22 protein-coding genes are annotated in these 21,669 nt (G+C 66.3%); 10 read left to right on the forward strand and 12 right to left on the reverse strand.

Annotated elements, in window-relative coordinates:
• Positions 1–259 precede the first annotated feature (259 nt).
• From A7G45_RS26300 to A7G45_RS26315, 4 genes are all read left to right on the forward strand, one after another.
• Positions 260–541, forward strand: a complete 282-nt coding sequence (locus A7G45_RS26300; RefSeq protein ID WP_043401046.1) for a phosphoribosyl-ATP diphosphatase — start codon at positions 260–262, stop codon at positions 539–541.
• A 26-nt stretch (positions 542–567) separates the two neighbouring features.
• Positions 568–1,413, forward strand: coding sequence for an ATP phosphoribosyltransferase (gene hisG / locus A7G45_RS26305; RefSeq protein ID WP_260941541.1), 846 nt, complete (start codon positions 568–570; stop codon positions 1,411–1,413).
• Positions 1,414–1,474: 61 nt separating this feature from the next.
• Complete coding sequence (locus tag A7G45_RS26310; RefSeq protein WP_043401051.1) at positions 1,475–1,975, forward strand: DUF4126 family protein; 501 nt, start codon at positions 1,475–1,477, stop codon at positions 1,973–1,975.
• Positions 1,965–3,338: an FAD-containing oxidoreductase gene (locus tag A7G45_RS26315; RefSeq protein ID WP_260941320.1), complete on the forward strand. Its 1,374-nt coding sequence runs from the start codon at positions 1,965–1,967 to the stop codon at positions 3,336–3,338. The genes A7G45_RS26310 and A7G45_RS26315 overlap by 11 nt, the downstream gene beginning before the upstream one ends.
• Here A7G45_RS26315 and A7G45_RS26320 read toward each other — a convergent pair.
• From A7G45_RS26320 to A7G45_RS26335, 4 genes are all read right to left on the reverse strand, one after another.
• Positions 3,322–3,957 carry a flavodoxin family protein gene (locus A7G45_RS26320; protein WP_260941322.1) on the reverse strand — a complete coding sequence of 212 codons (636 nt, stop codon included), beginning with the start codon at positions 3,955–3,957 and terminating at the stop codon, positions 3,322–3,324. The two genes, A7G45_RS26315 and A7G45_RS26320, sit on opposite strands and share 17 nt — an antisense overlap.
• Before the next feature lie 9 nt (positions 3,958–3,966).
• On the reverse strand, positions 3,967–4,494 hold the full coding sequence (locus A7G45_RS26325; protein WP_260941323.1) for an SRPBCC family protein: 528 nt from the start codon (positions 4,492–4,494) through the stop codon (positions 3,967–3,969).
• Positions 4,481–4,807: an ArsR/SmtB family transcription factor gene (locus tag A7G45_RS26330; RefSeq protein WP_043400991.1), complete on the reverse strand. Its 327-nt coding sequence runs from the start codon at positions 4,805–4,807 to the stop codon at positions 4,481–4,483. The genes A7G45_RS26325 and A7G45_RS26330 overlap by 14 nt, the downstream gene beginning before the upstream one ends.
• 80 nt (positions 4,808–4,887) lie before the next feature.
• The gene (locus A7G45_RS26335) at positions 4,888–8,136 is read right to left on the reverse strand and encodes an arabinosyltransferase domain-containing protein (RefSeq protein WP_377042123.1); all 3,249 of its coding nucleotides are present in this window, start codon (positions 8,134–8,136) and stop codon (positions 4,888–4,890) included.
• A 70-nt stretch (positions 8,137–8,206) separates the two neighbouring features.
• On the opposite strand from A7G45_RS26335, the gene A7G45_RS26340 reads away from it, so the two are divergent.
• Positions 8,207–8,809, forward strand: coding sequence for a TetR/AcrR family transcriptional regulator (locus tag A7G45_RS26340; protein WP_260941325.1), 603 nt, complete (start codon positions 8,207–8,209; stop codon positions 8,807–8,809).
• Between the two features lie 142 nt (positions 8,810–8,951).
• Positions 8,952–9,746: an LLM class flavin-dependent oxidoreductase gene (locus A7G45_RS26345; RefSeq protein WP_260941327.1), complete on the forward strand. Its 795-nt coding sequence runs from the start codon at positions 8,952–8,954 to the stop codon at positions 9,744–9,746.
• On the opposite strand, the gene A7G45_RS26350 is transcribed toward A7G45_RS26345, so the two are convergent.
• Positions 9,707–11,281 carry an MFS transporter gene (locus A7G45_RS26350; RefSeq protein WP_260941329.1) on the reverse strand — a complete coding sequence of 525 codons (1,575 nt, stop codon included), beginning with the start codon at positions 11,279–11,281 and terminating at the stop codon, positions 9,707–9,709. The two genes, A7G45_RS26345 and A7G45_RS26350, sit on opposite strands and share 40 nt — an antisense overlap.
• A gap of 23 nt (positions 11,282–11,304) precedes the next feature.
• Positions 11,305–12,183, reverse strand: coding sequence for an alpha/beta fold hydrolase (locus A7G45_RS26355; RefSeq protein WP_260941331.1), 879 nt, complete (start codon positions 12,181–12,183; stop codon positions 11,305–11,307).
• A gap of 61 nt (positions 12,184–12,244) precedes the next feature.
• On the opposite strand from A7G45_RS26355, the gene A7G45_RS26360 reads away from it, so the two are divergent.
• A complete protein-coding gene (locus A7G45_RS26360) occupies positions 12,245–12,895 on the forward strand; it encodes a winged helix-turn-helix transcriptional regulator (RefSeq protein WP_260941333.1) in 651 nt (216 codons plus the stop codon).
• 9 nt (positions 12,896–12,904) lie between these two features.
• Here A7G45_RS26360 and A7G45_RS26365 read toward each other — a convergent pair whose 3' ends face one another.
• Positions 12,905–13,696, reverse strand: coding sequence for a thioesterase family protein (locus tag A7G45_RS26365; protein ID WP_260941335.1), 792 nt, complete (start codon positions 13,694–13,696; stop codon positions 12,905–12,907).
• Positions 13,693–14,526, reverse strand: coding sequence for a RecB family exonuclease (locus tag A7G45_RS26370; RefSeq protein ID WP_043986631.1), 834 nt, complete (start codon positions 14,524–14,526; stop codon positions 13,693–13,695). Before A7G45_RS26370 ends, A7G45_RS26365 begins: the two co-directional genes overlap by 4 nt.
• 120 nt (positions 14,527–14,646) lie before the next feature.
• Here A7G45_RS26370 and A7G45_RS26375 point away from each other — a divergent pair, with 120 nt between their 5' ends.
• Positions 14,647–15,504, forward strand: a complete 858-nt coding sequence (locus A7G45_RS26375; protein ID WP_260941337.1) for a tRNA (adenine-N1)-methyltransferase — start codon at positions 14,647–14,649, stop codon at positions 15,502–15,504.
• Here the strand turns inward: A7G45_RS26375 and A7G45_RS26380 are convergent.
• The 3 genes from A7G45_RS26380 to A7G45_RS26390 are packed head-to-tail and all read right to left on the reverse strand — an operon-like array spanning position 15,501 to position 16,849.
• Complete coding sequence (locus tag A7G45_RS26380) at positions 15,501–15,791, reverse strand: DUF503 domain-containing protein (RefSeq protein WP_260941338.1); 291 nt, start codon at positions 15,789–15,791, stop codon at positions 15,501–15,503. The genes A7G45_RS26375 and A7G45_RS26380 overlap by 4 nt on opposite strands.
• Before the next feature lie 7 nt (positions 15,792–15,798).
• Positions 15,799–16,326: a lipoprotein LppK gene (locus A7G45_RS26385; RefSeq protein ID WP_260941339.1), complete on the reverse strand. Its 528-nt coding sequence runs from the start codon at positions 16,324–16,326 to the stop codon at positions 15,799–15,801.
• Positions 16,327–16,342: 16 nt separating this feature from the next.
• Positions 16,343–16,849: an MTB12 family secreted protein gene (locus A7G45_RS26390; protein WP_043393137.1), complete on the reverse strand. Its 507-nt coding sequence runs from the start codon at positions 16,847–16,849 to the stop codon at positions 16,343–16,345.
• A 167-nt stretch (positions 16,850–17,016) separates the two neighbouring features.
• Here A7G45_RS26390 and arc point away from each other — a divergent pair, with 167 nt between their 5' ends.
• The gene (gene arc / locus A7G45_RS26395; RefSeq protein WP_377042133.1) at positions 17,017–18,855 is read left to right on the forward strand and encodes a proteasome ATPase; all 1,839 of its coding nucleotides are present in this window, start codon (positions 17,017–17,019) and stop codon (positions 18,853–18,855) included.
• Between the two features lie 48 nt (positions 18,856–18,903).
• Here arc and A7G45_RS26400 read toward each other — a convergent pair whose 3' ends face one another.
• Entirely contained in the window at positions 18,904–20,058 is a 1,155-nt protein-coding gene (locus tag A7G45_RS26400) for a hypothetical protein (RefSeq protein WP_260941341.1), read from the reverse strand.
• A 43-nt stretch (positions 20,059–20,101) separates the two neighbouring features.
• On the opposite strand from A7G45_RS26400, the gene dop reads away from it, so the two are divergent.
• Positions 20,102–21,610, forward strand: a complete 1,509-nt coding sequence (gene dop, locus A7G45_RS26405; RefSeq protein WP_260941342.1) for a depupylase/deamidase Dop — start codon at positions 20,102–20,104, stop codon at positions 21,608–21,610.
• Positions 21,611–21,669: the final 59 nt, after the last annotated feature.

Raw genomic sequence — 21,669 nt, forward strand, 5'->3', positions numbered from 1 at the left:
CGTCCAGGCCGGTGTAGTCCAGGGCTGCGATCCGGGCCGCGGCGGCGGCGTACTCGGCGTAGGCCTCCTCGATCACGGCCGCGTCGGTCAATCCCATACTTCGAACACTAGTTCGAATCACCGACATTTCGCTGTGACGAATGTGCTGCTAGTTACCTACCGTGACCAGCGAAAACAAAGTGACCAAAGTTTTTTCGAGACTGGGTGTGCTGCCGCCGCGGCGCCCCGGGCAGCCACGTGCACAGCCCACGTCCGCAGCGTGAAACAATTGCAGCCCGTGAAGACCTTCGATGCGCTATTCGCCGAGCTCAGTGAGCGAGCGCAGACCCGGCCGGCCGGCAGCGGCACCGTCGCAGCGTTGGACGCCGGGGTGCATCACCTGGGCAAGAAGATCATCGAAGAGGCCGGCGAAGTGTGGATCGCCGCCGAATACGAGAGCGACGACGAGCTGGCCGGCGAAATCAGCCAGCTCCTGTACTGGACGCAGGTGCTGATGATCAAGCGCGGCCTGACCCTCGACGACGTGTACGGCAAGCTGTGAACACCGCGACGAACGAGACCAACGGCATGCTCCGCGTCGCCGTCCCGAACAAGGGCGCGCTCAGCGAGTCGGCCGCCCACATCCTGTCCGAGGCCGGATACCGCCGCCGCACCGATCCCAAGGACCTGACGGTCGTCGACCCGGTCAACAAGGTCGAGTTCTTCTTCCTGCGGCCCAAGGACATTGCGATCTATGTGGGGTCCGGGCAGCTGGACTTCGGCATCACCGGCCGCGACCTGGCCGCTGAGTCGATGGCGCCCGTCAGTGAGCGGCTGGCGCTGGGCTTCGGCTCGTCGACGTTCCGGTACGCCGCGCCCGCCGGGCGGGATTGGTCGGTGGCCGACCTCGCCGGCAAGCGCGTCGCCAGTGCTTACCCGAACCTGGTGCGGAAAGACCTGGCCGGCAAGGGGATTGAGGCCACCGTGATCCGCCTCGATGGCGCGGTGGAGATCTCGATCCAGCTCGGAGTGGCCGACGCGATCGCTGACGTCGTCGGCTCCGGTCGGACCTTGGCGCTGCACAATCTGGTGGCCTTCGGCGAATCGCTGTGCGATTCGGAGGGCGTGCTGATCGAGCGTGCCGACGCGGCGCCCGATCAGGCCCGTGACCAGCTCGCGGCTCGTATCCAGGGTGTGGTCTTCGGGCAGCAGTACCTGATGCTCGACTACGACTGCCCCCGCACCGTTTTGGAGCAGGCGACGGCGATCACGCCGGGTCTCGAATCGCCGACCATCGCGCCGTTGGCGGATGCCGACTGGGTGGCCGTGCGTGCCCTGGTGCCGCGCCGGGAGGTCAACGCGATCATGGATGAGCTGACGGCCATTGGTGCCAAGGCAATCCTCGCTTCCGATATCCGGTTCTGTCGCTTCTGACCCGTGCCGGTGTTAGCGTCCCCGTAGGTTCGACAACCTGCACTTCCGACTGGAGGGTCACGTGACGCAAGCGCTGGTTCTGTTGTTCGCCTTACTCATCGGTGTGGTTGCGGGCCTGCGGGCCCTCACTCCGCCTGCGGTGGTGGCCTGGGGTGCCAAGCTCGGCTGGTTGCCGTTGGCAGGTACCTGGGCCGAATGGGTCGGCCACCCGATCACCGTGACGGTGCTGACCATCCTGTTGGTGGTCGAGTTGATCACCGATCAGCTGCCCAAGACTCCGGCGCGGACAGTGCCTGCGCAGTTCGGGGCCCGGTTGCTCACCGGTGCGTTCGCCGGCGCAGTCATCGGCGCGGGTTGGCACCACACGTTCATCGGCATGGGCGGCGGAATGATCGGCGCGGTGATCGGTACCTTGGCGGGCTTCCATGCTCGTCGAATCCTGGTGGCGCGCAACGGCGGAAAGGACCTGCCGGTGGCGCTCGCCGAGGATGTCCTCGCGGTCGGAGGCGGCTTCGCGGTAGCGGCCTTCGCTCTGAGCGCGATCGGTCCCTATGTCGTCTGAGGCCACCGCGTTCGACGCCATCATCGTCGGCGCGGGACAGGCCGGACCGCCCCTGGCAGGCAGGCTGGTCGACGCCGGCCAGACCGTTGCCGTCGTGGAGCGCAAGCTAGTCGGCGGCACCTGCGTGAACTACGGCTGTATCCCGACCAAGACATTGGTCGCCAGTGCCTACGCCGCACACCTGGCCCGCCGCGGTGCCGAATACGGTATAGGTACCGGCGAAGTCACCGTCGACATGGCAAAAGTCAAGGGCCGCAAGGACGGCATCGTCACCGCGGACCGCGACGGCGTCGAAAGCTGGCTCGAAGGCATGGACGGCTGCACGCTGCTGCGCGGACACGCCCGATTCATCGACCCCCACACGCTCCAGGTCGGTGACCAACGGATCACGGGCAAGCAGATCTTCCTCAACACCGGTGGCCGCGCGACGGTCCCGGACATCCCCGGTCTGGCCGACGTCGACTACCTCACCAACGTCGGCATCCTCGAACTCGACACCGTGCCAGAGCATCTGGTGATCATCGGCGGCAGCTACATCGGGCTCGAGTTCGCGCAGATGTTCCGCCGGTTCGGCGCCGAGGTCACTGTGGTCGAACGCGGGCCACGGCTGGCGTCCCGCGAAGACGACGACGTCTGCGTCGCCATCAAGGACATCCTGGAGCGCGAGGGCATCACCATCCATTTGGGCGCCGGCGAGATTCGCGTTGCCAAGGACGGTGACGGAGTGGCGGTTAGCACCGGTAGCGCCGTCGTATCGGGCTCACACCTCCTGGTCGCCGTCGGCCGGGTGCCCAACACCGACGATCTGGGGCTCGAAAAGGCCGGGGTGGCAACCGACTCCAGGGGATACATCACCGTCGACGACCAGCTGCGCACCACCGTCGACCACATCTGGGCCATGGGTGACTGCAACGGGAAGGGCGCGTTCACCCACACGTCGTACAACGACTTCGAGATCGTCGCAGCCAACCTGCTCGACAACGAACCACGCCGGGTCAGTGACCGCATCCCCACCTACGCGCTGTACATCGACCCGCCGCTGGGGCGGGCCGGCATGACCGAGGCCCAGGTTCGGGCGTCAGGGCGAAAGGCGTTGGTGGGTAAGCGTCCGATGACCCGCGTCGGCCGGGCGATCGAAAAAGGCGAGACCCAGGGCTTCATGAAGGTCGTGGTCGACGCCGAGACCAACCAGATTCTCGGCGCGGCCATTCTCGGCGTCGGCGGCGACGAGGTGGTGCACTGCATTCTCGATCTGATGTCCGCCAAAGCCCCGTACACCACCATGACGCACACCGTGCACATCCACCCGACCGTTGCCGAGTTGGTGCCGACGATGCTCGAGGGGCTCAGGCCCCTGCAGTAACGGGCTGTGTAACAGCCTGCGCGACAGCGCGTCCGGCGACCAGCTGCCGAGTGACCTCGGCGACCCGCCGGCCCAGGTGCTCGCAGGTCGCGACGTCAGAGGGGTGTACCCCGTCGGGATTTGCGTCGACGTCGGTCGCCGCGGCGGCACCCAGCCAGAAGCCCAGTCGGTTCAGTTCGTCCTCGCTCGCCGTGGAGTGATTCCAGCCCGGACCGAGACCCAGATTGACCCAGTGCATGTGATGCTGAGCGGCGAAAACCGCCAGTGAGACAAGCGCATTGAGCTTGTCGCCGCTCTTGCTTCCAGAGTTGGTGAAGCCTGCCGCCACTTTGTCGCGCCAGGTGCCCTGTTGGCAGCGACGGCCCGTCTGCTCGGCGAACGTCTGAAACGCCGCCGACACGTTGCCCATGTAGGTGGCGGTGCCGAAGATGATCGCGTCGGCCGCGTCGAGTACCTGCCAATCGTGTTCGCTCACATCAGCCAACCGGATCGGGGTGACGGCCGCGCCCGCGGACCGAGCGCCGGCGGCCACTGCCGCGGCCAGGAATGCGGTGTGGCCGAACCCGGACTGGTAGGCGACGACCACCGACGGGGCGTCGTGAAAGGTGTTGTCCGACATCAATTTCTCCTAGGCGGGTGGAACTGTGGGTGGGATGTCGAGAGGGCTGTGGCCGGCGATCTCGGCGTAGCGCTCCAGCCAGCTGGGTAGGGGAGTGCCGTCGAGCAGCGCCTGCAGCCGGTCGAGGAAAGCCTGTGTGCCGGGCCGGAATCCGTTGGCGTTGGGCACTCCGAGGCCGCGATGGGTCATCCGGAGCAGGGTGCCGGTGCCGTCTGCGGTGAGTTCGTAACGGACCACGCCGGGTTCGACGATCTGCTGGTGCCATTCGTGCTCGAACACGTGCGGCGGATCCCAGACCAGGATGCGCCCGGTCATGCGCTTCATGTCCGGTGGCACCGGTGGACCGGAGGCGACCGTTTCGATCGAGCCGCCCTCGCGGCCGTCGATGACGGACTTGCCCATCCAGATGTCGCGATGCGCGGGCTCGGTGATTGCGGCCCATACCCGTTCGACGGGGTGCCGCAGTCGACGCTCGAACGTCAGCGTTGCGCGGTCGCCGTCGATCGTGACGACGCCCTCGAGTTCATCGGTTGCCATGTTCCTCCTCGAATGTCGAATCAAGATGACGCTCAAGGGCGTCCAGATGGTTGGTCCAGTAGCGGCGGTAGCGGTCGATCCACTGGTCCATCTCGACCAGGCCGTCGGCGCGCAGCGCGTAGATGCGTCGCTGGGCATCGGGCCGGACCTCGACCAGCCCCACCTCGCGCAGCACCCGGAGGTGACGGGAGACCGTGGGCTGGGTCAGGCCCGGGAGGGTGGCGACCAGTTCACCGGCCGTGCACTCGCCCTCGGCGAGTACGTCGAGCAGCGCGCGCCGATTCGGTTCGGCGACCGCTTCGAAGACGTCCATGAAGTCAGTATGCCTAGGCGTCTATATAGATGCAAGTAAATATAAGTGGGCTGACAGGATTTCCAACTGCGTCTCGTTGCCTACGGTCCGATGCGGATGGGGCCGGGGCTCCACAGTCCGCTGCGGGTAGCGGTGCCGAGGTCGAGATGCGCTTCGGGGGCATCAGCGATGGGTGTGAATCGGCGCAGCGATCCCCAGTCTCGGCCCCAGTCGCGCGAGAGGTAAGTGGGTATCACGTGGGCGCGCAACAGCAGGTCTGTGATTCCCAATGGGCCGCCGTTTTCGCCGGATTGCCAGGTGTCGGGCATTTCGATCTTGGCGGGGTAGTCCGGGGAGATGCGGTAGGTGGGGACCTGTGTGACGCCGTTGGCGTGCAGCATGGGCTGCTGGCAGGGGAACACCAAGCCTACGGCCCAGTCCAGCAAGATCGGCTGTGTCGAGCCCAAATGCTCTTGGAGCGAACGTAATTCGGGCAGGCGGGGCGGAGTGACGGCCACCCAGTCGCCGACGTCCAGCGAGTCGTCTTCGGCAATCACTCGGACGTACTGGGCGTCGGAGGGAATCTGGGTTCGCGGGAAGCGCAGGTTGCGCCAGGCTGGTTGTGGGCCGATGTCGTACGGCGTGAGTCGGCCTTGGGCGGTGGGTGTGCCGTCGGGGCCGCGGGTGCCGTATTCCAGCGCGACGGTTTGGGCTGCGGTGTGTCCGGACAGGACGCTGTTGCCGGTGATGGTGCCGGCGGCGGTGATGACCACCAGTGGGTGGGCGGCATCGGCGGCGGGGAGTCGATACCACGCGGAGGTGAGCCTGCTGACGCGTTGAGCACCGTCGGTGAAGCTGCCGGCGATCGGCACTCGGGCGGGGTCCAGGCCGTAGGGCAAGACGACGCTGGAGCCGTTGGCTCCGAGTGCGTCCAGGGCGGTGGGAGCGTCCCAGTCGTAGTCGGTTCCCGATTTGGGGTGGTCCTGCCAAATCGACTCTGCCAGTGTGTGTTCGGGTACACCGTTCGGATCGAAGCCGATCGGATCGGCTCCGCCCAACGGGCCCAAGGGCCCGTAGCGCCCGGCTTCAGGCGTGAGGAACCCGGCGTTGGCGTCAGGTTCGACGAGGACGTCGTCGGCCAGGCCGCAGCCGCCGGCGAGCTCGCGCAGGTTGGCCCAGCCATTGGAGTAACTCGGGTATTCCTTGATCGCTCCGGTCAGCATCGACCCGACGCACACCAGCACCATGGCCCCGGCCGCAATCGGTACCGGTGCGCCGGTCAGCAGCTGGGTGAGGCGGGATTCGTGGCGGGCGGGCGGGGCCAGGTGGAGCCACCCCGCGTAGCCGGCGGCCAGCAGGCACAGCGCGAACAGAACAGCGCTGACGGTGACCGGTCCCCAGTGGGGGCTGCTGTCGTTGAACGGCACGCCGTAGCTGGAGACGTACCAAAACCCGTTGGTGGAGGCGAAACACAGAGCCAGGACGAAGAGCACGACCGACAGGAACGCCATCCGGTTGCGCAGGGAACGCAGCACCGTCGGACCGAGCAGCACGGTGGCCACCGCTGCCATCGCGGCACCGACGGCGGCGAACAGGCCGAAGTGGTGAATCCACTTCGTCGGGGCGAAAGTCAGCAGGAACAAGGTCGCGAAGATGACGCCGATCAGCCGCCACACGGGGCCGGTGGCAACCCCGGGAATTCGTTTGCGGCGCAACAGCAACAGCATCGAGGGGAAGACGCACGCCATGGTCATCAAGATTCCGAAGCGGCGCGACAGGGCGGCGTCGGTGGTCGGCAAGATCAGGTAGAAGTACCGGAGGTTCTCGGTGTACCAGGGCTGGGCGGGTCCGATGGCGGTGCGTACCGCGGTTGCCTCGCCCACCGCAGCCAGGGTCTGGTCCGCGAAAACGACTGTCAGCACGACGAATCCGGCTGCGGCCAGCGGCAACAACACCGGCGCGAACCCGACCGTTCGTGCGCGGGCGACGATGATGCGCACGATGGGACGTCCGCCGGCCAGCAAGACGGCGGCCGCGATGATCCCGGTGGGCTGGATGCCCAAGGTGAAAGCGGCCACGACGATCGCCAGCCCGACCGGCGTGAGGCGGCGGGTGATGATCGCCCGTTCCACCAGAACGTAGGTGATCAGGGCGCCGGTGGCGATCTGTCCTTCGGGACGTAATCCGTTGTTGAAGGGCATCCACGCCGCGATGAACACCAAGGCCGCGGCCCACGCGGCCGCGGGGCTGGTGGCTTCGGCGGGGCCGAGTCGGGGGAGCACCTCTCGGGACAGCAGCAGCCAGCACACCAGCGCACAGATCAAGTCCGGCAGCCGTAGCCACAGGCTGGCGTGACTGATGTGCGTCATTGCGGCGATCAGGTCGTAGTACCAGCCGAACGGATCCTCGGGGCTGCCGAACCAGCGGAAGTAATTGGCCATGTACCCGGCGTGACTGGCCGTGTTGGACATGCCGAATTGGTAGCCGTCGTCGGAGGAACCCGCGCCGGCGACGTACCAGAACACGGACACCGCGATCACCGTGACATCCACGGCGGTGAAGGCTCGCCACCGGGTGGGTATGAGACGCCGGGCGCGACGTCCGTCGAGGCGATCGAGGCGCCACAACGCCAGTAGCGCAACGATTGTGCCCGTAACGCCGGCAGCCATCGCCGCCGCCTTCAACGGCGAGGGAGAGCTGGTGAATCGGGTGTCGATCGTTGCCGAGAAGGTGAGCACGGATGGGGCGGGGCCGGTCAGGTCGGTGAACACTCCAACGATCTGGGGCCGCAGGTTCGGATCAGCGAAGCCGCTGCGTAGTTGAGTGCCGGTATCTGGGGCGGTCAGGCCGCTGATCGAGGCGAAGGTGCCTGCCGTCGACGACGAGAGCTGCAGTTGCTGACATTGCGGGGCGCTCAAGCGACTGCGCGGCACAGTGAGAATGACGATGTTGCGCGCGACCACATCGACGCGCTGTGCGGTAGCGGTGATGAAGAGCCCATTGAGCATCGCTTGCTTACCTGCCGCGGGCGCCGTCCCCAGAACCAATCCGCCTGAGGCCGGCATATCGCGAATCAGACTGCACGGCACCGATGCTGTCAGCGATATCGGCGTCAACGAGACCAGCGGCGCGGTGACGTTGCCCAGCTGCCCAGCTTGCGGCCAGTTCAGCGTCGCGGTGGTCTGGACAACCGGCAACACCGGGATCAGAACGCTCGCAACGACTCCCACCAGGCCGGCGAGGATCGCGACCCATCGGGTGGTACGCACCGGTCGACCGGCACCGGCCGTTGACGTATCAGCCTGGGTGTCGTCGGTCGCTGAATCGGCGTCATCGCGAACCAAGCTCACCGAGCGCCCCCCGCCCTCGTGTTCAACCGCACCTCACCATCAGTATCCGAAGCAACTGTTACAGTCAAGCGTGCCGCGTCCGTTCGACCATGCGAAACGTGAAGAGCTATTGGCCTGCGCCGGTGCCATTTTGGCGCGCACCGGTGTGGTCGATACCTCCATGCGCGAGCTCGCTGCCGAGATGGGAACGAGCGCCCGCATGCTGGTGTACTACTTCGGCACCAAGGAAAAGCTCATGCTCGAGGTCTTGCACCGTCAGCAGCGCGCGGCGATACCGGAAACCGACGAGCTCGATTTGCCGGATTCCATCGCTGCACATAGGCAATGGTGTTTCGAGGACTGGTACGAGTGCACGCGCGGAGAACGCCGCGACAGCCTGCGGGTCGTGCTGCAAATCTTTGGCGCGGCATGCGGGCTCGACAGCCCGTACCGCGAATACACCTGGGACACCTTGTCTTTGCTGACCCGCAACTCCAAAGCGCGCCTCCTCTCGCTCGGAATGCCCGATCACATCGCAGAAACCCGCTCACGCATCGCTCTGGCCACCTTCCAGGGCTTGATCATCGAGTTCTTCACCGCCCCCGACCCCGCCTTCGTCGACGACACCTTCGCCAGATTCGTCGACGAATTCCTGCTTGCACCGTTCAGCGCTGGACCGCGGAAATCGGAGTGATTCGGTTGCGGTCCACCCGTCAAAGGTCTTGTGCACCAGTTCATTCGGATAGCAGGTGAACCGATAGGAAGCGTGGTGCGGATGGCATTTTCCGGCGCTCTCGGCGGCAGGCTGAACGTGGGCTCGGTGTTACGGTGTCGTGGTGCGCCACGCAATCTTCCTGCCGCCGTTCGGCGAATTGGCCGACCCTCAAGCCATCGTCGATATCGCGATCGCCGCCGAGGAATCGGGCTGGGACGGCCTATTCCTCTGGGACCATGTACTGAGCCCGATCGGCGGCCAGTGGGAAATCGCCGATCCGTGGGTCGCATTGGCGGCTGCTGCGTCCAGCACGAGTCGAATCAGGTTGGGGCCGATGGTGACACCGCTACCGCGCCGTCGCATCGTCAAACTGGCACGGGAAACCCTGACATTGGATCGGCTGAGTCGTGGGCGGCTGACCGTGGGTTTGGGCACCGGCGACGATCGGGGCCGGGAATACTCTGCCTTCGGCGAGGATGCCGACGCACGGCGACTCGGGGGTTTGCTCGATGAAGGTGTCGGAGTATTGACTTCCCTGTGGGCCGGTGAAACTGTCACGCATCGTGGTCAGCTGGTCGCCGAGAATGTGCGTGCGCTGCCGGACTCGGCGCAGCAGGTGCGCATCCCGTTGTGGTTCGGCACCGCACGTCACAGCGGCAAGCCCATCGAACGTGCCGCCCGCCATGACGGCATATTTCCGCTCACCGGCGACGCGTCGACGGTGGCCCAGATCGCCGACACCATCGACCAATTACGCGGCAGCCGTAAAGGTTTCGATATCGCCGTGAAGACTCGTCCGGGCACCGATGCGGCCGAGTTCGCCCGCGCCGGCGCGACCTGGGCAATGCACGCCTTTTGGCCGGGCGACGGCACCGATCAGGTACTGCGAGTGATCACGGCCGGCCGCCCGAGCTGACGAGTTGCTGCACCTTCCTCGTCCGCGGTGCTCGTCGTGATGATCGGCGGTTGAAACCGTCGACCGGGCAGCGCAATGACTCCGGCGGCAGCGGCGACATAGCATAACGCGGCGACTACGATGCAGGCCGCGGTGAGGCCATTGAGGAATGAATGTTGCACGGCTGCAAGAAGTTCGGAATTCGTGGCGGCGATCCCGAACGCGGTCGGCACGGAGTCGCCGGCCTCACCGGCTTTCCCAGTTGTCGCGAATGCACTGTCAACGAGGCGGGCGCTGAAGACCGAGGAGAACAGTGAACCGACGATGGCTACGCCCAGTGTCGAGCCGAGTTCGCGCGTGGCGTCGTTGACCGCTGAGCCGACACCAGCCCGGGCCGGCGGCAGTACGAGCATGATGGATTCGGTTGCGGGAGTGGAGATCAGGCCGATGCCCAGGCCCATGAGCAGCATCTGGGCAACGATCGTGGTCCAGTAGGGCGTGTCGGTGTCGATGCTGCCTGCGATCCAGGCCATCGCGCTGCCGAAGGAAGTCAGTCCGCTCACCACCACCGCGCGGGTACCGACGCGTGGTGCGAGCAGACCGCCGACGATGGAGCCGACTGCGATGGATCCTGCGACGGGCAGGATTCGGGCACCGGTTGAAAGCGGGCTGAATCCGCGGAGCACTTGGAAGTACTGCGTGATGATGAAGATGAAGCCGGACAGCGAGAAGAACGCGACGGCTACGGACGCGCTGGCGGCGCTGAATCTGCGGTCGGCGAACAGCCTGACATCGAGCATCGGATGCTCGGCTGCCTGTTCGACGGTTACGAACGCTAGTGCCAGCGCTGCGGCAGCCACAAAGCCGAACAGCGTCGCGGGGCTGTGCCAGCCTCGGACAGGGGCTTCGATGATGGTGTAGACGAGAATCCCCAGCAGGGCGATCGATGTGATCAGGCCGCGGATGTCGAGTGGGGGCACGCCCGGGTCACGTGATTCCGGCACCAGGATGACTGCGAGCGCTGCTGCCAGCAGCGCCAACGGGATGAGGGCCCAAAAGACGCTGCTCCATGAAAAGTGTTCGAGCAGAAGGCCTCCTGTGACCGGTCCAGCCGCGACACCGACGCCGACGACCGCACCCCAGCCGCCGAGGGCAGCGGCGCGTTGCCGGCGATCGGAGAAGGCGTTGGTGATGATCGACAAGGTGGTGGGGAAGATCAGCGCGGCAAATACTCCCATGCCGAATCTCGCCGCGACCAGTGCTCCAGTGGTGGTGGCGAGCGCGCCGATTCCGCTGGTGGCAGCGAAGCCGAGCAACCCGATCAGCAGGGCAGGCCTGTGCCCGTAGCGGTCCGACAGGCTGCCGGCCGCCAGTACGAGCGCGGCGAAGCTGAGGTTGTAGCCGTCGACGACCCATTGCAGGCCACGGGTATCCGCGTGAAGTTGGGTCGCGATGCTGGGTAAGGCGACGTTGACGATTGTGACGTCGAGGTTGATGGCCAGGACCGCGACGTAGACAGCGGCCAGGATCCCGGCCTTGCGGCGCGTTGGGTTCATGCGAGCCAGCGGGTCCGCGACCATCACGACCCCGACGACATGTGCCAGTCGCGGATCGCTGCCGCGAATTGCTCGGGAGCGTCGGAGGGGACGTAGTGGCCGGCGCCTTCGACGACCACGGTCCGAGGGTCGGCGAAGGTCTGTTGCCACCGTCGTAGTTCATTGTCGCCGAACGCGAAGTCGGCATCACCCCAGATGATCAACGTCGGCAGTGCCGCGATATCTGGAAGACCGGCTTCGACCTCCGCGAGAAAGGTTCTGCTTGAGGTGATTTCGCGGGGAAAGACCGCGGAACCTTCCCGTCGGGCAGGGCTGTCGAGGGCGTGCTTGTAGTGGGCCATCTGCGCAGCGGTGGGCTTGGTCAACCGGTGCCCGACGGGAATCATGAGGTTGACGAAGAGGTTGAGCTGCCGAATCGCCAGGCGCCCAAGTGGGCCGCCCATCACGTACGACATGACCTGAATCAGAGGGTCGCTGACCGGCCAGGCCCAGGTGTTGGTCAGCACCAACCGATTGAAGACATCGGGGCGCATCTGTATTGCCGCCATGCCGATTGGGCCGCCCCAGTCGTGGGCCACCAGCGTGACCTCGCTCAGTTCGAGCGCGTCCACGAATCTACTGACCACGCGGGCATGTTCAGCGGGCAGATATCGGTAGCCCGGAGCCGCATGGGACAGCCCGAATCCTGGGTAGTCCACTGCGACACAACGAAATTCGTTGCGCAGGGATGAGATGACCTGGCTGTAGTCGAACGACCAGGTCGGATTGCCGTGCAGAAACAGCAGTGTGGGGCCCGAGCCTTCATCGATGTAGTGGATGTGGTGCCCGTCGATGTCGATGAATTGGCTTTCGAACGGATACAACTCGTTGTCGACCCAAACCGGCCTGTCCGCGACTGTCATAGCCACCTCCGCTCGATGGTTGATATAATCAGTTGCACTTTAAATTTACAAGTAGGAGATGATGAGTCGAGATTACGGCCAATACTGCGGGCTCGCCAGGGCGCTAGATGTGGTGGGTGACCGGTGGAATTTGCTGATCGTCCGCCAGCTCCTGATCGGCCCGGCGCGCTTCGGCGAGCTGAGAGAGGGGCTGGCAGGGATTGCCACGAATCTGCTGACGGACCGGCTTCGAGACCTCGAAACCGCTGGTGTCGTGACACGGCGCCTGTCCGACGAGGCCAACGCGATCACATACGCCCTCACCGACTGGGGTGCTCAACTGCGCGAGCCGATCAATGCACTGATCCGCTGGTCGACGCCGCTGATGATCCGGGGTCCCGAAGGGGATGCCTTCCGCCCCGACGGATTTCTGGTGGCTCTGCCGGCCCTGTTCGCCGGACGCACTCCGGGAAATCGGTCGACGGCAGTGGGAATCGTGGTCGACGGTGTCACCATCCAGCTGTGCGCCACGAAGTCCGGCATCGAGGTGGGCTGGCCCGACGGGCGCAAGCTCGAGGCCGTGCTGACGGCCGAGGCTCAGATTGTTCTCGGGCTCTCGGCGGGCTTGTTGTCGCTTGACGACATGGCCCCGCTCGTCGACATCAGTGGCGACCGTGCGGCATTGCGCGTTTTCTTCGACGCGCCGATGTCGGCCGTCGACGTCGCGAAGTGACCCGATACGTCAGCGCCGCTGCACCAACAGCGTCTGTGCTGACGTCCCGATGAAGCCCTGCTCGTCGAACAGCTCGGCCGTGGTCGACCCGAGGCCGTCGGGTCCGATCGAGCCGCGGGCGCGCAGGCAGAACTCCGGGCCGACGGGGGCGCGGTGCAGGTGCACCGTGGTGTCGGTGTTCATGAACATGAACTCGTCCGGATCCAGCGTCGCGCCAACGCCATTGGCGGAATCGACGACCATCGCGAGCCGCTGCAGGTCGGTCAGTTCCTCGTCGTCGACCAACGAAATCAGGGGCTGCATCCAGACCACCGACGCGTTGGCGTCGTCGGGTTGCGGCACCCAGGTGACGGTCTCCAGATAGCCGGGCCGGCCCTGCCAGGAATGCCGGTGCCCGGTATCGGGCACGCGCGTCATCGGTGGGTACCGATCGATGACGGCGTCCCGGGTGTCACTGGTGGCCAACAGCCACGCCGACATCCGAGCCACCGCACGTTCGGAACCGTCCCGCTGGGTGGCCGTCATCTCCGCGGTCATCATGCAGATGCGCGAACCGGGCCGCGATACCCACGCGCGAACCGCAACGGGCGCAACGGGAATCGCACCCAGAATGTCGAGGGTCAGCCGGCCCACCTGCATCCCGCTACCGGCGGCAAGCTCTTCGATGGTCTTGGTCAACAGTGCCAGCGGCGGCGAACCGTGCTGAATGCTCGAATCCCAGTTACTGCCGGTGCCCTCGGTCGATTCGAAGCGTTGAAAATCGCCGTCGGCGTCGAGCCGACGGTAGTAGCAGTCGATCATGCAATTCCGAAACTGTCTGGCCAGCCCGGATAGGGCGGGGGAGTGCCACCGAACGCGGGGCACAGTTCTTGGTGTGTGCACCAGGAACATAGCTTGGACGGGTTGGGCCGGAAGTCACCGGTCTCGCCGGACTTTTGAATGGCCTGCCAGATGGCCATCAGTGTCTTCTCGAACCTCTCCAGCTCGGCCAGATCGGGGCTGTAGTCCAGCACCTGGCTGTCCGCCAGATACAGCAGCCGCAGCCGCGCCGGCACCACGCCCCGGATGCGGAGCAGGGCCACCGCGTAGAACTTCATCTGGAACATGGCCTTGAACTCGGCCAGCGCCCGCGCCTCCGGCGGCGCCTTGCCGGTCTTGTAGTCGACGACTCGCAGCTCGCCGGTCGGCGCCACGTCGATCCGGTCGACGAATCCGCGCAGCAGCGTGCCGTCGGACAACTCGACCTCGACGCGTTGTTCGCAGCTCTGCGGGTCGAACCGCGTCGGGTCCTCCAGCCGGTAGTACCCGGCCAGCAGGGCCCGCGCTTCCTTGAGCAACGTCTCCCGCAACTCGGGCGCGATCTCCTCGGCCAGCTCGGGCTTCTCCGTCACCACGGCATCCCAGGCCGGTATGACCAGGGACAGGGCGGTCTCCGGCACGCGGTCGATGGCGGGCAGTGCGTACAGCTGCTCCAGCGCGGCATGCACCACCGATCCGCGCAACTGGGCGGTCGACGACGGCTCGGGCAGCCGGTCGATGGCCCGGAACCGGTAGAGCAGAGGGCACTGTTTGAAGTCACCGGCCCGCGACGGCGACAGCGCCGGCCGTCGGACAGGGGCGGCAGCGGTCATGCGCGATCCGCCTTCGGCTCCTCGCTGGCGGTACTCATATCAGCAGCTTAAGCGGGGGCGACGACAAACTTGCCGAACCCCGGCCGTCTGCCGGGACGGGTCGGCTGGCAGGCTGGCCCGGTGAGAATCACCGGACCCTTCACCGTCGGCGACCGCGTCCAACTGACCGACGCCAAAGGCCGGCACTACACAATGGTGCTGGCCACGGGTGGGGAGTTCCACACCCATCGCGGCATCGTCGCCCACGATTCGGTGATCGACCAGCCCGAGGGCAGCGTCGTGAAATCCACCAACGGCGACCCCTTCCTGGTGCTGCGTCCGCTGCTGATCGACTACGTCCTCTCGATGCCGCGCGGCGCGCAGGTCATCTACCCGAAGGACGCCGCGCAGATCGTGCACGAGGGCGACATCTTCCCCGGCGCAAGGGTTTTGGAGGCCGGCGCCGGCTCCGGCGCGCTGACGTGTTCGCTGCTGCGGGCCGTCGGCCCGGGCGGTTCCGTCACCTCCTACGAGGTCCGCGACGACCACGCCGTGCATGCGGTGCGCAACGTCGAGACCTTCTTCGGCGAGCGGCCCGAGAACTGGAACCTGGTCATCGCCGACCTCAACGCGTACGGCGGGGCATCAGGGGCGAGCGAAGCGACGGGGGAGGGCCAGGTCGACCGGGTGGTGCTCGACATGCTCGCGCCGTGGGACGTGCTGGAGACGGTCTCGAAGGCGCTGGTCCCGGGTGGCGTGCTGATCGTCTACGTCGCGACCGTCACCCAGTTGTCGAAGACGGTCGAGGCGCTGCGCGAGCAGCAGTGCTGGACCGAGCCGCGGTCGTGGGAGTCGCTGCAGCGCGGCTGGGACGTCGTCGGCCTCGCGGTGCGTCCGCAGCATTCGATGCGTGGCCACACCGCGTTCCTGATCAGTGCCCGCCGGCTGGCGCCGGGCGCGGTGACGCCGCAGCCGCTGCGCCGTAAGCGCAACATTTAGTCCTCGCTGCTGACCAGACCCCGCCGCACGGACAACAACTCGATCTCCGGGCGGGCCGCCACCTGGCGTTCGGCGGCGTCGAGCACGTCGACGACGAAAGTGCGGTGGGACGCCACCACGGCAACGCCGATCGATGCCCGACGGTGCAGATCCTGATTGCCGCTTTCAGCGACAGAGACGGACAACTTCCGAAGTTCGGCGATGATCGGCCGGACCACCGAGCGCTTCTCTTTCAGCGAGTGCACATCGCCGAGCAACAGGTCGAACTCCAACCAACCGACCCACATCGACAGCTCAGCGACCCGGGGTCGTGGTGGCGTTCGGTCCGCCCGGCTGGCCCAGTTTCAGCAGCAGATTCGCGGTTTGCCGATTCAGCTGCCAGGCATCCCGGATGGGACTGAATTCCATGGGGAACGTGAACTTGTTGTCCGGTGCGGCGACGGAGGTGATCGTGATGGTGGCGATGATGTCGCCCGGCTGGCCGGCTGACCACAGCAGCTCGGTGGCCGTCACGTTCATCGGATTGAAGCCGTTGTCGCGCAGCGCTTTGGTGAAGTTGTCCAGCCCGGCCTGATCCTCGGCGGTGCCGTATTGGATCAGCCCGATCTTTTGTGCCGAGGGCACCGCCGGGTCGGCGATCTTGTACAGCACCGCGGTGAGCGCATCGGGCGGCGGCAGCGGCGCGGCCGCCGGCGTCTTGGCGTCGGTGGTCAGCAGCGAACGGGGCATCGGGTCGGCCGGCGGCTCGACGTGTTCACTGCACCCGGCCAACCCGATCGCCGCCACGACGACGGCGATCAGGGTCCCTCGGGTTGACTTCACCGGTTGTTCCTGGCGCCTACTTCACCGACGACAGCAGGGCCATGGCAGACCCCTTGGACAGTTGCCAGCCGGTCGGGCTGGGGCCGGCGACGAAGGTCAGCGGCTGGGCTGCGGTGGCTCCGGTGGCGGCGGTGGCTGTGACGTTGGCCGTCGCGGTGCCGTCGCCGAGGTCATCGATGTCGGCAACGGCGAAGCTCATGGGGAACACGCCCTGCTTCACGGCGTTGCTGTACGCCCGGTCGGCGGTGATGGCCTCGAGGCGGCCGACGCCGCCCTGGATGTAGCTGCCCTTGGACCCGGCGAAGCTCCCGGCGGCCGTCAGACCGCTGAGCGTGGACACCAGCGACGCCTGCAGGCCCGGCGCGGGTGCCTGGGGCAGCGGCACCTGGCGGACGACCGGCGCGACGGCCGGTGACGTGCCAGCGGTCAGTCCGGCCGGCTGAGACGCCACAGTCGTACCGACGGCTGCTGCACCTACGAGGGCGGCGGCTGCCATGCCGGTGACGAGGGATTTGACGATCACTGCGGTCCTTTCGATGAGCCCGACTTGCGTATGAGGTTAACAGCGCGGTCAGAGCAACACCCGTGTGTCGCGATTCCTTGAACGCCCATGAATGACGGATGGCCGGTAGCGTTGAGGTATCCGCCGCACCAACTTCCGGTGCGGGAAAGGAGCGCAAGATGTCTGAAATGGATCGCCCGGACGCCTTCGGCAACCCGGGCATACCTCGTCAGAACCCCATGTCCAGCACTGATGCGGCCGAGTTGGCGCGGCTTCGCAGTGAAACGGCGGCGTTGCGCGAGCAGCTCACGAACGCGGCCGCGGCGCACCGCGGACCGCGCGATGTGCAGCAGCTCGAAGCCCGAATCGATTCGCTGACGACTCGCAACGGCAAGCTGATGGACACCCTCAAAGAGGCGCGACAGCAGTTGCTGGCGCTCCGCGAGGAGGTCGATCGACTTGGGCAGCCGCCCAGCGGCTACGGCGTCTTGCTGCTCGCTCACGACGACGACACCGTCGATGTCTTCACCTCCGGGCGCAAGATGCGGTTGTCGGTGTCGCCGAACATCGAGGTGTCCGAACTCAAGCAGGGCCAGACCGTCCGCCTCAACGAGGCGCTGACGGTGGTCGAGGCCGGCTCGTTCGAGGCGGTCGGCGAGATCAGCACATTGCGCGAAATCCTGAACGACGGAAAGCGCGCCCTGGTGGTCGGCCATGCCGACGAGGAGCGCATCGTCTGGCTCGCCGAGCCGTTGGTCGCGCTGGAGTTCCTCGATCCCGAGGTTGCCGAGGTGCTCGAGGGTGTCGACGACCTGGCCGACGAGCGGGCGCGCAAGCTGCGGCCGGGTGACTCGCTGCTGGTCGACAGCAAGGCCGGGTACGCCTTCGAGCGGATTCCCAAGGCCGAGGTCGAGGACCTGGTTCTCGAAGAGGTGCCCGACGTGAGCTACGAGGACATCGGCGGCCTGACGCGACAGATCGAGCTGATCCGCGACGCGGTGGAACTGCCGTTCCTGCACAAGGATCTGTACAAGGAGTACTCGCTGCGGCCGCCGAAGGGCGTCCTGCTCTACGGCCCTCCTGGTTGCGGCAAGACGCTGATCGCCAAGGCCGTCGCCAACTCGCTGGCCAAGAAGATGGCCGAAATCCGGGGTGACGACGCCCGCGAGGCCAAGAGCTACTTCCTGAACATCAAGGGCCCCGAGCTGCTCAACAAGTTCGTCGGCGAGACCGAGCGGCACATCCGGCTGATCTTCCAGCGCGCCCGTGAGAAGGCGTCCGAAGGCACCCCGGTGATCGTGTTCTTCGACGAGATGGACTCGATCTTCCGCACCCGTGGTACGGGCGTCAGCTCCGACGTGGAGACGACGGTTGTGCCGCAGCTACTTTCGGAGATCGACGGCGTCGAGGGCCTGGAGAACGTCATCGTCATCGGCGCCTCGAACCGCGAGGACATGATCGACCCGGCCATCCTGCGGCCCGGCCGCCTGGACGTGAAGATCAAGATCGAGCGGCCGGATGCCGAAGCGGCACAGGACATCTTCAGCAAGTACCTCACCGAGCACCTGCCGGTGCATGCCGACGATCTGGCCGAGTTCAACGGTGATCGTGCGCTGACCATCAAGGCCATGATCGAGAAGATCGTGGACCGGATGTACGCCGAGATCGACGACAACCGCTTCCTCGAGGTCACCTACGCCAACGGTGACAAGGAGGTCATGTACTTCAAGGACTTCAACTCCGGCGCCATGATCCAGAACGTCGTGGACCGGGCCAAGAAGTACGCGATCAAGTCGGTGCTGGAAACCCAGCAGCGGGGTCTGCGGGTTCAGCACCTGCTGGACTCCATCGTCGACGAGTTCGCCGAGAACGAGGACCTGCCCAACACCACCAACCCCGATGACTGGGCACGGATTTCGGGCAAGAAGGGCGAGCGGATCGTCTACATCCGCACCCTGGTCACCGGCAAGAGTTCGTCGGCCAGCCGGGCGATCGATACCGAGTCCAACCTGGGTCAGTACCTGTAGCAGCGACGAAGGGTGAGGGCCGGGCACGCACGACCGCGTGCTCGGCCCTCACCCTTGTCTGCGGTCGGCGAGGTAGCGGTCGCGGGCATCCAGCCGGCGACGCAGGCTGTCGACCTGAGGGTCGACGAACTCCTCCCTGTATGAGGCGTCGGTCGTCGTGCGGGCCGTGATGTACATGAACGTCAGCGCGCCCAGGAACAACGTCGTCTGGATTAGCGACTCCGGGATCGGCAGCGTCATGCCGAAGACGGTGCCGTCGGGGGTGCCGTTGTTGCGGGTCCATTCGGCGAGCAGTTTCGGGTCGATCAGGATCAGCCCGAGCACCAGGAAGATGAACGCGGTCACCAGGGCGACGATCAACAACTGCAGGACCTGAGACATCGCGAGGACGAACACCACGTTGACTCGTTCGATGCGGGACAACGGAATTCGCTGGCCGACGGCGGCCATCTTCGCGAAGGGAGTATCGGCCAAGACTTCGAGCTGGGCCTCCGGTGTGTCGGGTGTGCTGGCCGTCAGGATCGGGCGCACGCGGTCCACCGTCGACGCGATGACGAACGCCACCGCGATCAGCGAAAGAAAACCCAGCGCGCCCCACAACCGGGCGCGGCTGACGATCGCCGCCATCAGCCAGACGTAGGTGTTGAAGAACACCAGCACCGTCAGCAGCATGACGGGCAACGCCCGCACGAACAGGTTTCCCATCAGCGAAAGACTGTGCGCTGTCACGTCGAGGGCCCAGCCGAGGATCGACCCGATGCCGGTCGCGGTGCAGGCCAGGATGACGACGATGATCAGCCCGACGTAGACCAGATTGCCGCCGACCCGCGGGCCAGGGCCGCCGAGCACCGCACCGGCCAGGCACACCGCCACCGAGACCGCGGCCGCGGCGGCGCGATTGCGCCACGACGAGATTCGCGACACCTGCCACCCCACGAACAGCGCGACCGGCGCCACCAGCAGGAGCAGAGCCAGGATGAACCAGTCGGTCCGCGTCGGCTGCCCGTCGATGTTGATGGTGTGCTGGCCGGTGACCGCGACGACGATGATCGAGTTGGTCATGAACACGGCGAACCCGGCCAGCGCCGGCGCCGAGCGTTGCCACAGCCGTCGCACCAGAGCCCCCGGACGCAGCACCGCGGGCAGGCCCCGGCGCAGAAACCAGGTCTCGGCGGCGACGCGATCAGTGGCCGATGTGGTCATGCGCCCCATCGTCGCGCATTGACGCCCGTCTAGGCTGTGCGGCATGCAACGGATCATCGGAACCGAGGTCGAATACGGCATTTCGTCGCCGTCTGATCCGACCGCGAACCCGATCCTCACGTCCACGCAGGCGGTGCTGGCGTACGCGGCGGCCAGCGGCATCCAGCGGGCCAAGCGCACCCGGTGGGACTACGAGGTCGAGTCCCCGCTGCGCGACGCCCGTGGCTTCGATCTGAGCCGCTCCACCGGTCCGGCACCGATCGTCGATGCCGACGAGATCGGTGCGGCCAACATGATCCTGACCAACGGCGCCCGGTTGTACGTCGACCACGCCCACCCGGAGTACTCCGCTCCCGAGGTCACGGACCCGATGGACGCCGTCATCTGGGACAAGGCCGGCGAGCGGGTCATGGAGGCGGCGGCCCGTTATGTCGCCAGCGTCCCGGGCGCCGCGAGGCTGCAGCTGTACAAGAACAACGTCGACGGCAAGGGCGCGTCGTACGGCACGCACGAGAACTACCTGATGAGCCGTCAGACGCCGTTCAACTCGGTGATCGCGGGGCTGACGCCGTTCTTCGTGTCGCGTCAGGTCGTCACGGGTTCGGGCCGCGTCGGCATCGGGCAGTCGGGGGATGAGCCGGGCTTCCAGCTGACCCAGCGCGCCGACTACATCGAGGTCGAGGTCGGGCTCGAGACCACGCTCAAGCGCGGCATCATCAACACCCGCGACGAGCCGCACGCCGACGCCGACAAGTACCGCCGGCTGCACGTCATCATCGGTGACGCCAACCTGGCCGAGACGTCGACGTACCTCAAGGTGGGCACCACGTCGCTGGTGCTCGACCTGATCGAGTTCGGGCCGGCCGAGGGCATCGACCTGTCCGACCTGGCGCTGGCCCGGCCGGTGCACGCGGTGCACGTCGTCAGCCGGGACCCGTCGCTGCGCGCAACCGTGGCCCTGGCCGACGGTCGTGAGCTGACCGCCCTTGCCCTGCAACGCATCTACCTCGACCGGGTGGCCAAGCTGCAGGCCCGGCGCGACCCCGACCCGCGCGCCGACCACGTCCTCGAGACGTGGGCGCACGTGCTGGATCTGCTGGAGCGCGATCCGATGGAATGCGCCGAGCTCCTGGACTGGCCGGCCAAGCTGCGTCTGCTGGAGGGCTTCCGGCAGCGGGAGAACCTGAGCTGGAACGCCCCGCGCCTGCACCTGGTCGACCTGCAGTACTCCGACGTGCGGCTGGACAAGGGTCTGTACAACCGCCTGGTGGCGCGCGGCTCGATGAAGCGGCTGGTCACCGAGCAGCAGGTGCTCGATGCGGTGGAGAACCCGCCGACGGACACCCGGGCCTACTTCCGTGGCGAGTGCCTGCGCCGGTTCGGTGCGGACATCGCCGCGGCCAGCTGGGACTCGGTGATCTTCGACCTCGGCGGCGAGTCGCTGGTACGGATTCCGACGCTGGAACCACTGCGCGGAAGCAAGGCCCATGTCGGCGCGTTGCTGGATTCAGTGGACAGCGCGGTCGAGTTGGTGGAACAGCTGACCACGTAAAGGGTTGTGTTCCCGGGGAACCCGGGCACGGACCGGTAGGGTGAAGTTAGATATCGAGC

Origin of the sequence: Mycolicibacterium llatzerense (assembly GCF_025331195.1) — a bacterium.
Lineage (GTDB): Bacteria > Actinomycetota > Actinomycetes > Mycobacteriales > Mycobacteriaceae > Mycobacterium > Mycobacterium llatzerense.

Bases quoted from the DNA above. Each gene is read 5' to 3' on its own strand.
- A7G45_RS26400 (WP_260941341.1), bottom strand. From the start codon at position 20,058: ATGACCACATCGGCCACTGATCGCGTCGCCGCCGAGACCTGGTTTCTG.
- A7G45_RS26325 (WP_260941323.1), bottom strand. From the start codon at position 4,494: ATGGCAACCGATGAACTCGAGGGCGTCGTCACGATCGACGGCGACCGC.
- A7G45_RS26380 (WP_260941338.1), bottom strand. From the start codon at position 15,791: ATGTGGGTCGGTTGGTTGGAGTTCGACCTGTTGCTCGGCGATGTGCAC.
- A7G45_RS26365 (WP_260941335.1), bottom strand. From the start codon at position 13,696: ATGATCGACTGCTACTACCGTCGGCTCGACGCCGACGGCGATTTTCAA.
- A7G45_RS26350 (WP_260941329.1), bottom strand. From the start codon at position 11,281: ATGAACCCAACGCGCCGCAAGGCCGGGATCCTGGCCGCTGTCTACGTC.
- dop (WP_260941342.1), top strand. From the start codon at position 20,102: ATGCAACGGATCATCGGAACCGAGGTCGAATACGGCATTTCGTCGCCG.
- A7G45_RS26370 (WP_043986631.1), bottom strand. From the start codon at position 14,526: ATGACCGCTGCCGCCCCTGTCCGACGGCCGGCGCTGTCGCCGTCGCGG.
- A7G45_RS26320 (WP_260941322.1), bottom strand. From the start codon at position 3,957: ATGTCGGACAACACCTTTCACGACGCCCCGTCGGTGGTCGTCGCCTAC.
- A7G45_RS26355 (WP_260941331.1), bottom strand. From the start codon at position 12,183: ATGACAGTCGCGGACAGGCCGGTTTGGGTCGACAACGAGTTGTATCCG.
- A7G45_RS26360 (WP_260941333.1), top strand. From the start codon at position 12,245: ATGAGTCGAGATTACGGCCAATACTGCGGGCTCGCCAGGGCGCTAGAT.
- A7G45_RS26330 (WP_043400991.1), bottom strand. From the start codon at position 4,807: ATGGACGTCTTCGAAGCGGTCGCCGAACCGAATCGGCGCGCGCTGCTC.
- A7G45_RS26315 (WP_260941320.1), top strand. From the start codon at position 1,965: ATGTCGTCTGAGGCCACCGCGTTCGACGCCATCATCGTCGGCGCGGGA.
- arc (WP_377042133.1), top strand. From the start codon at position 17,017: ATGGATCGCCCGGACGCCTTCGGCAACCCGGGCATACCTCGTCAGAAC.
- hisG (WP_260941541.1), top strand. From the start codon at position 568: ATGCTCCGCGTCGCCGTCCCGAACAAGGGCGCGCTCAGCGAGTCGGCC.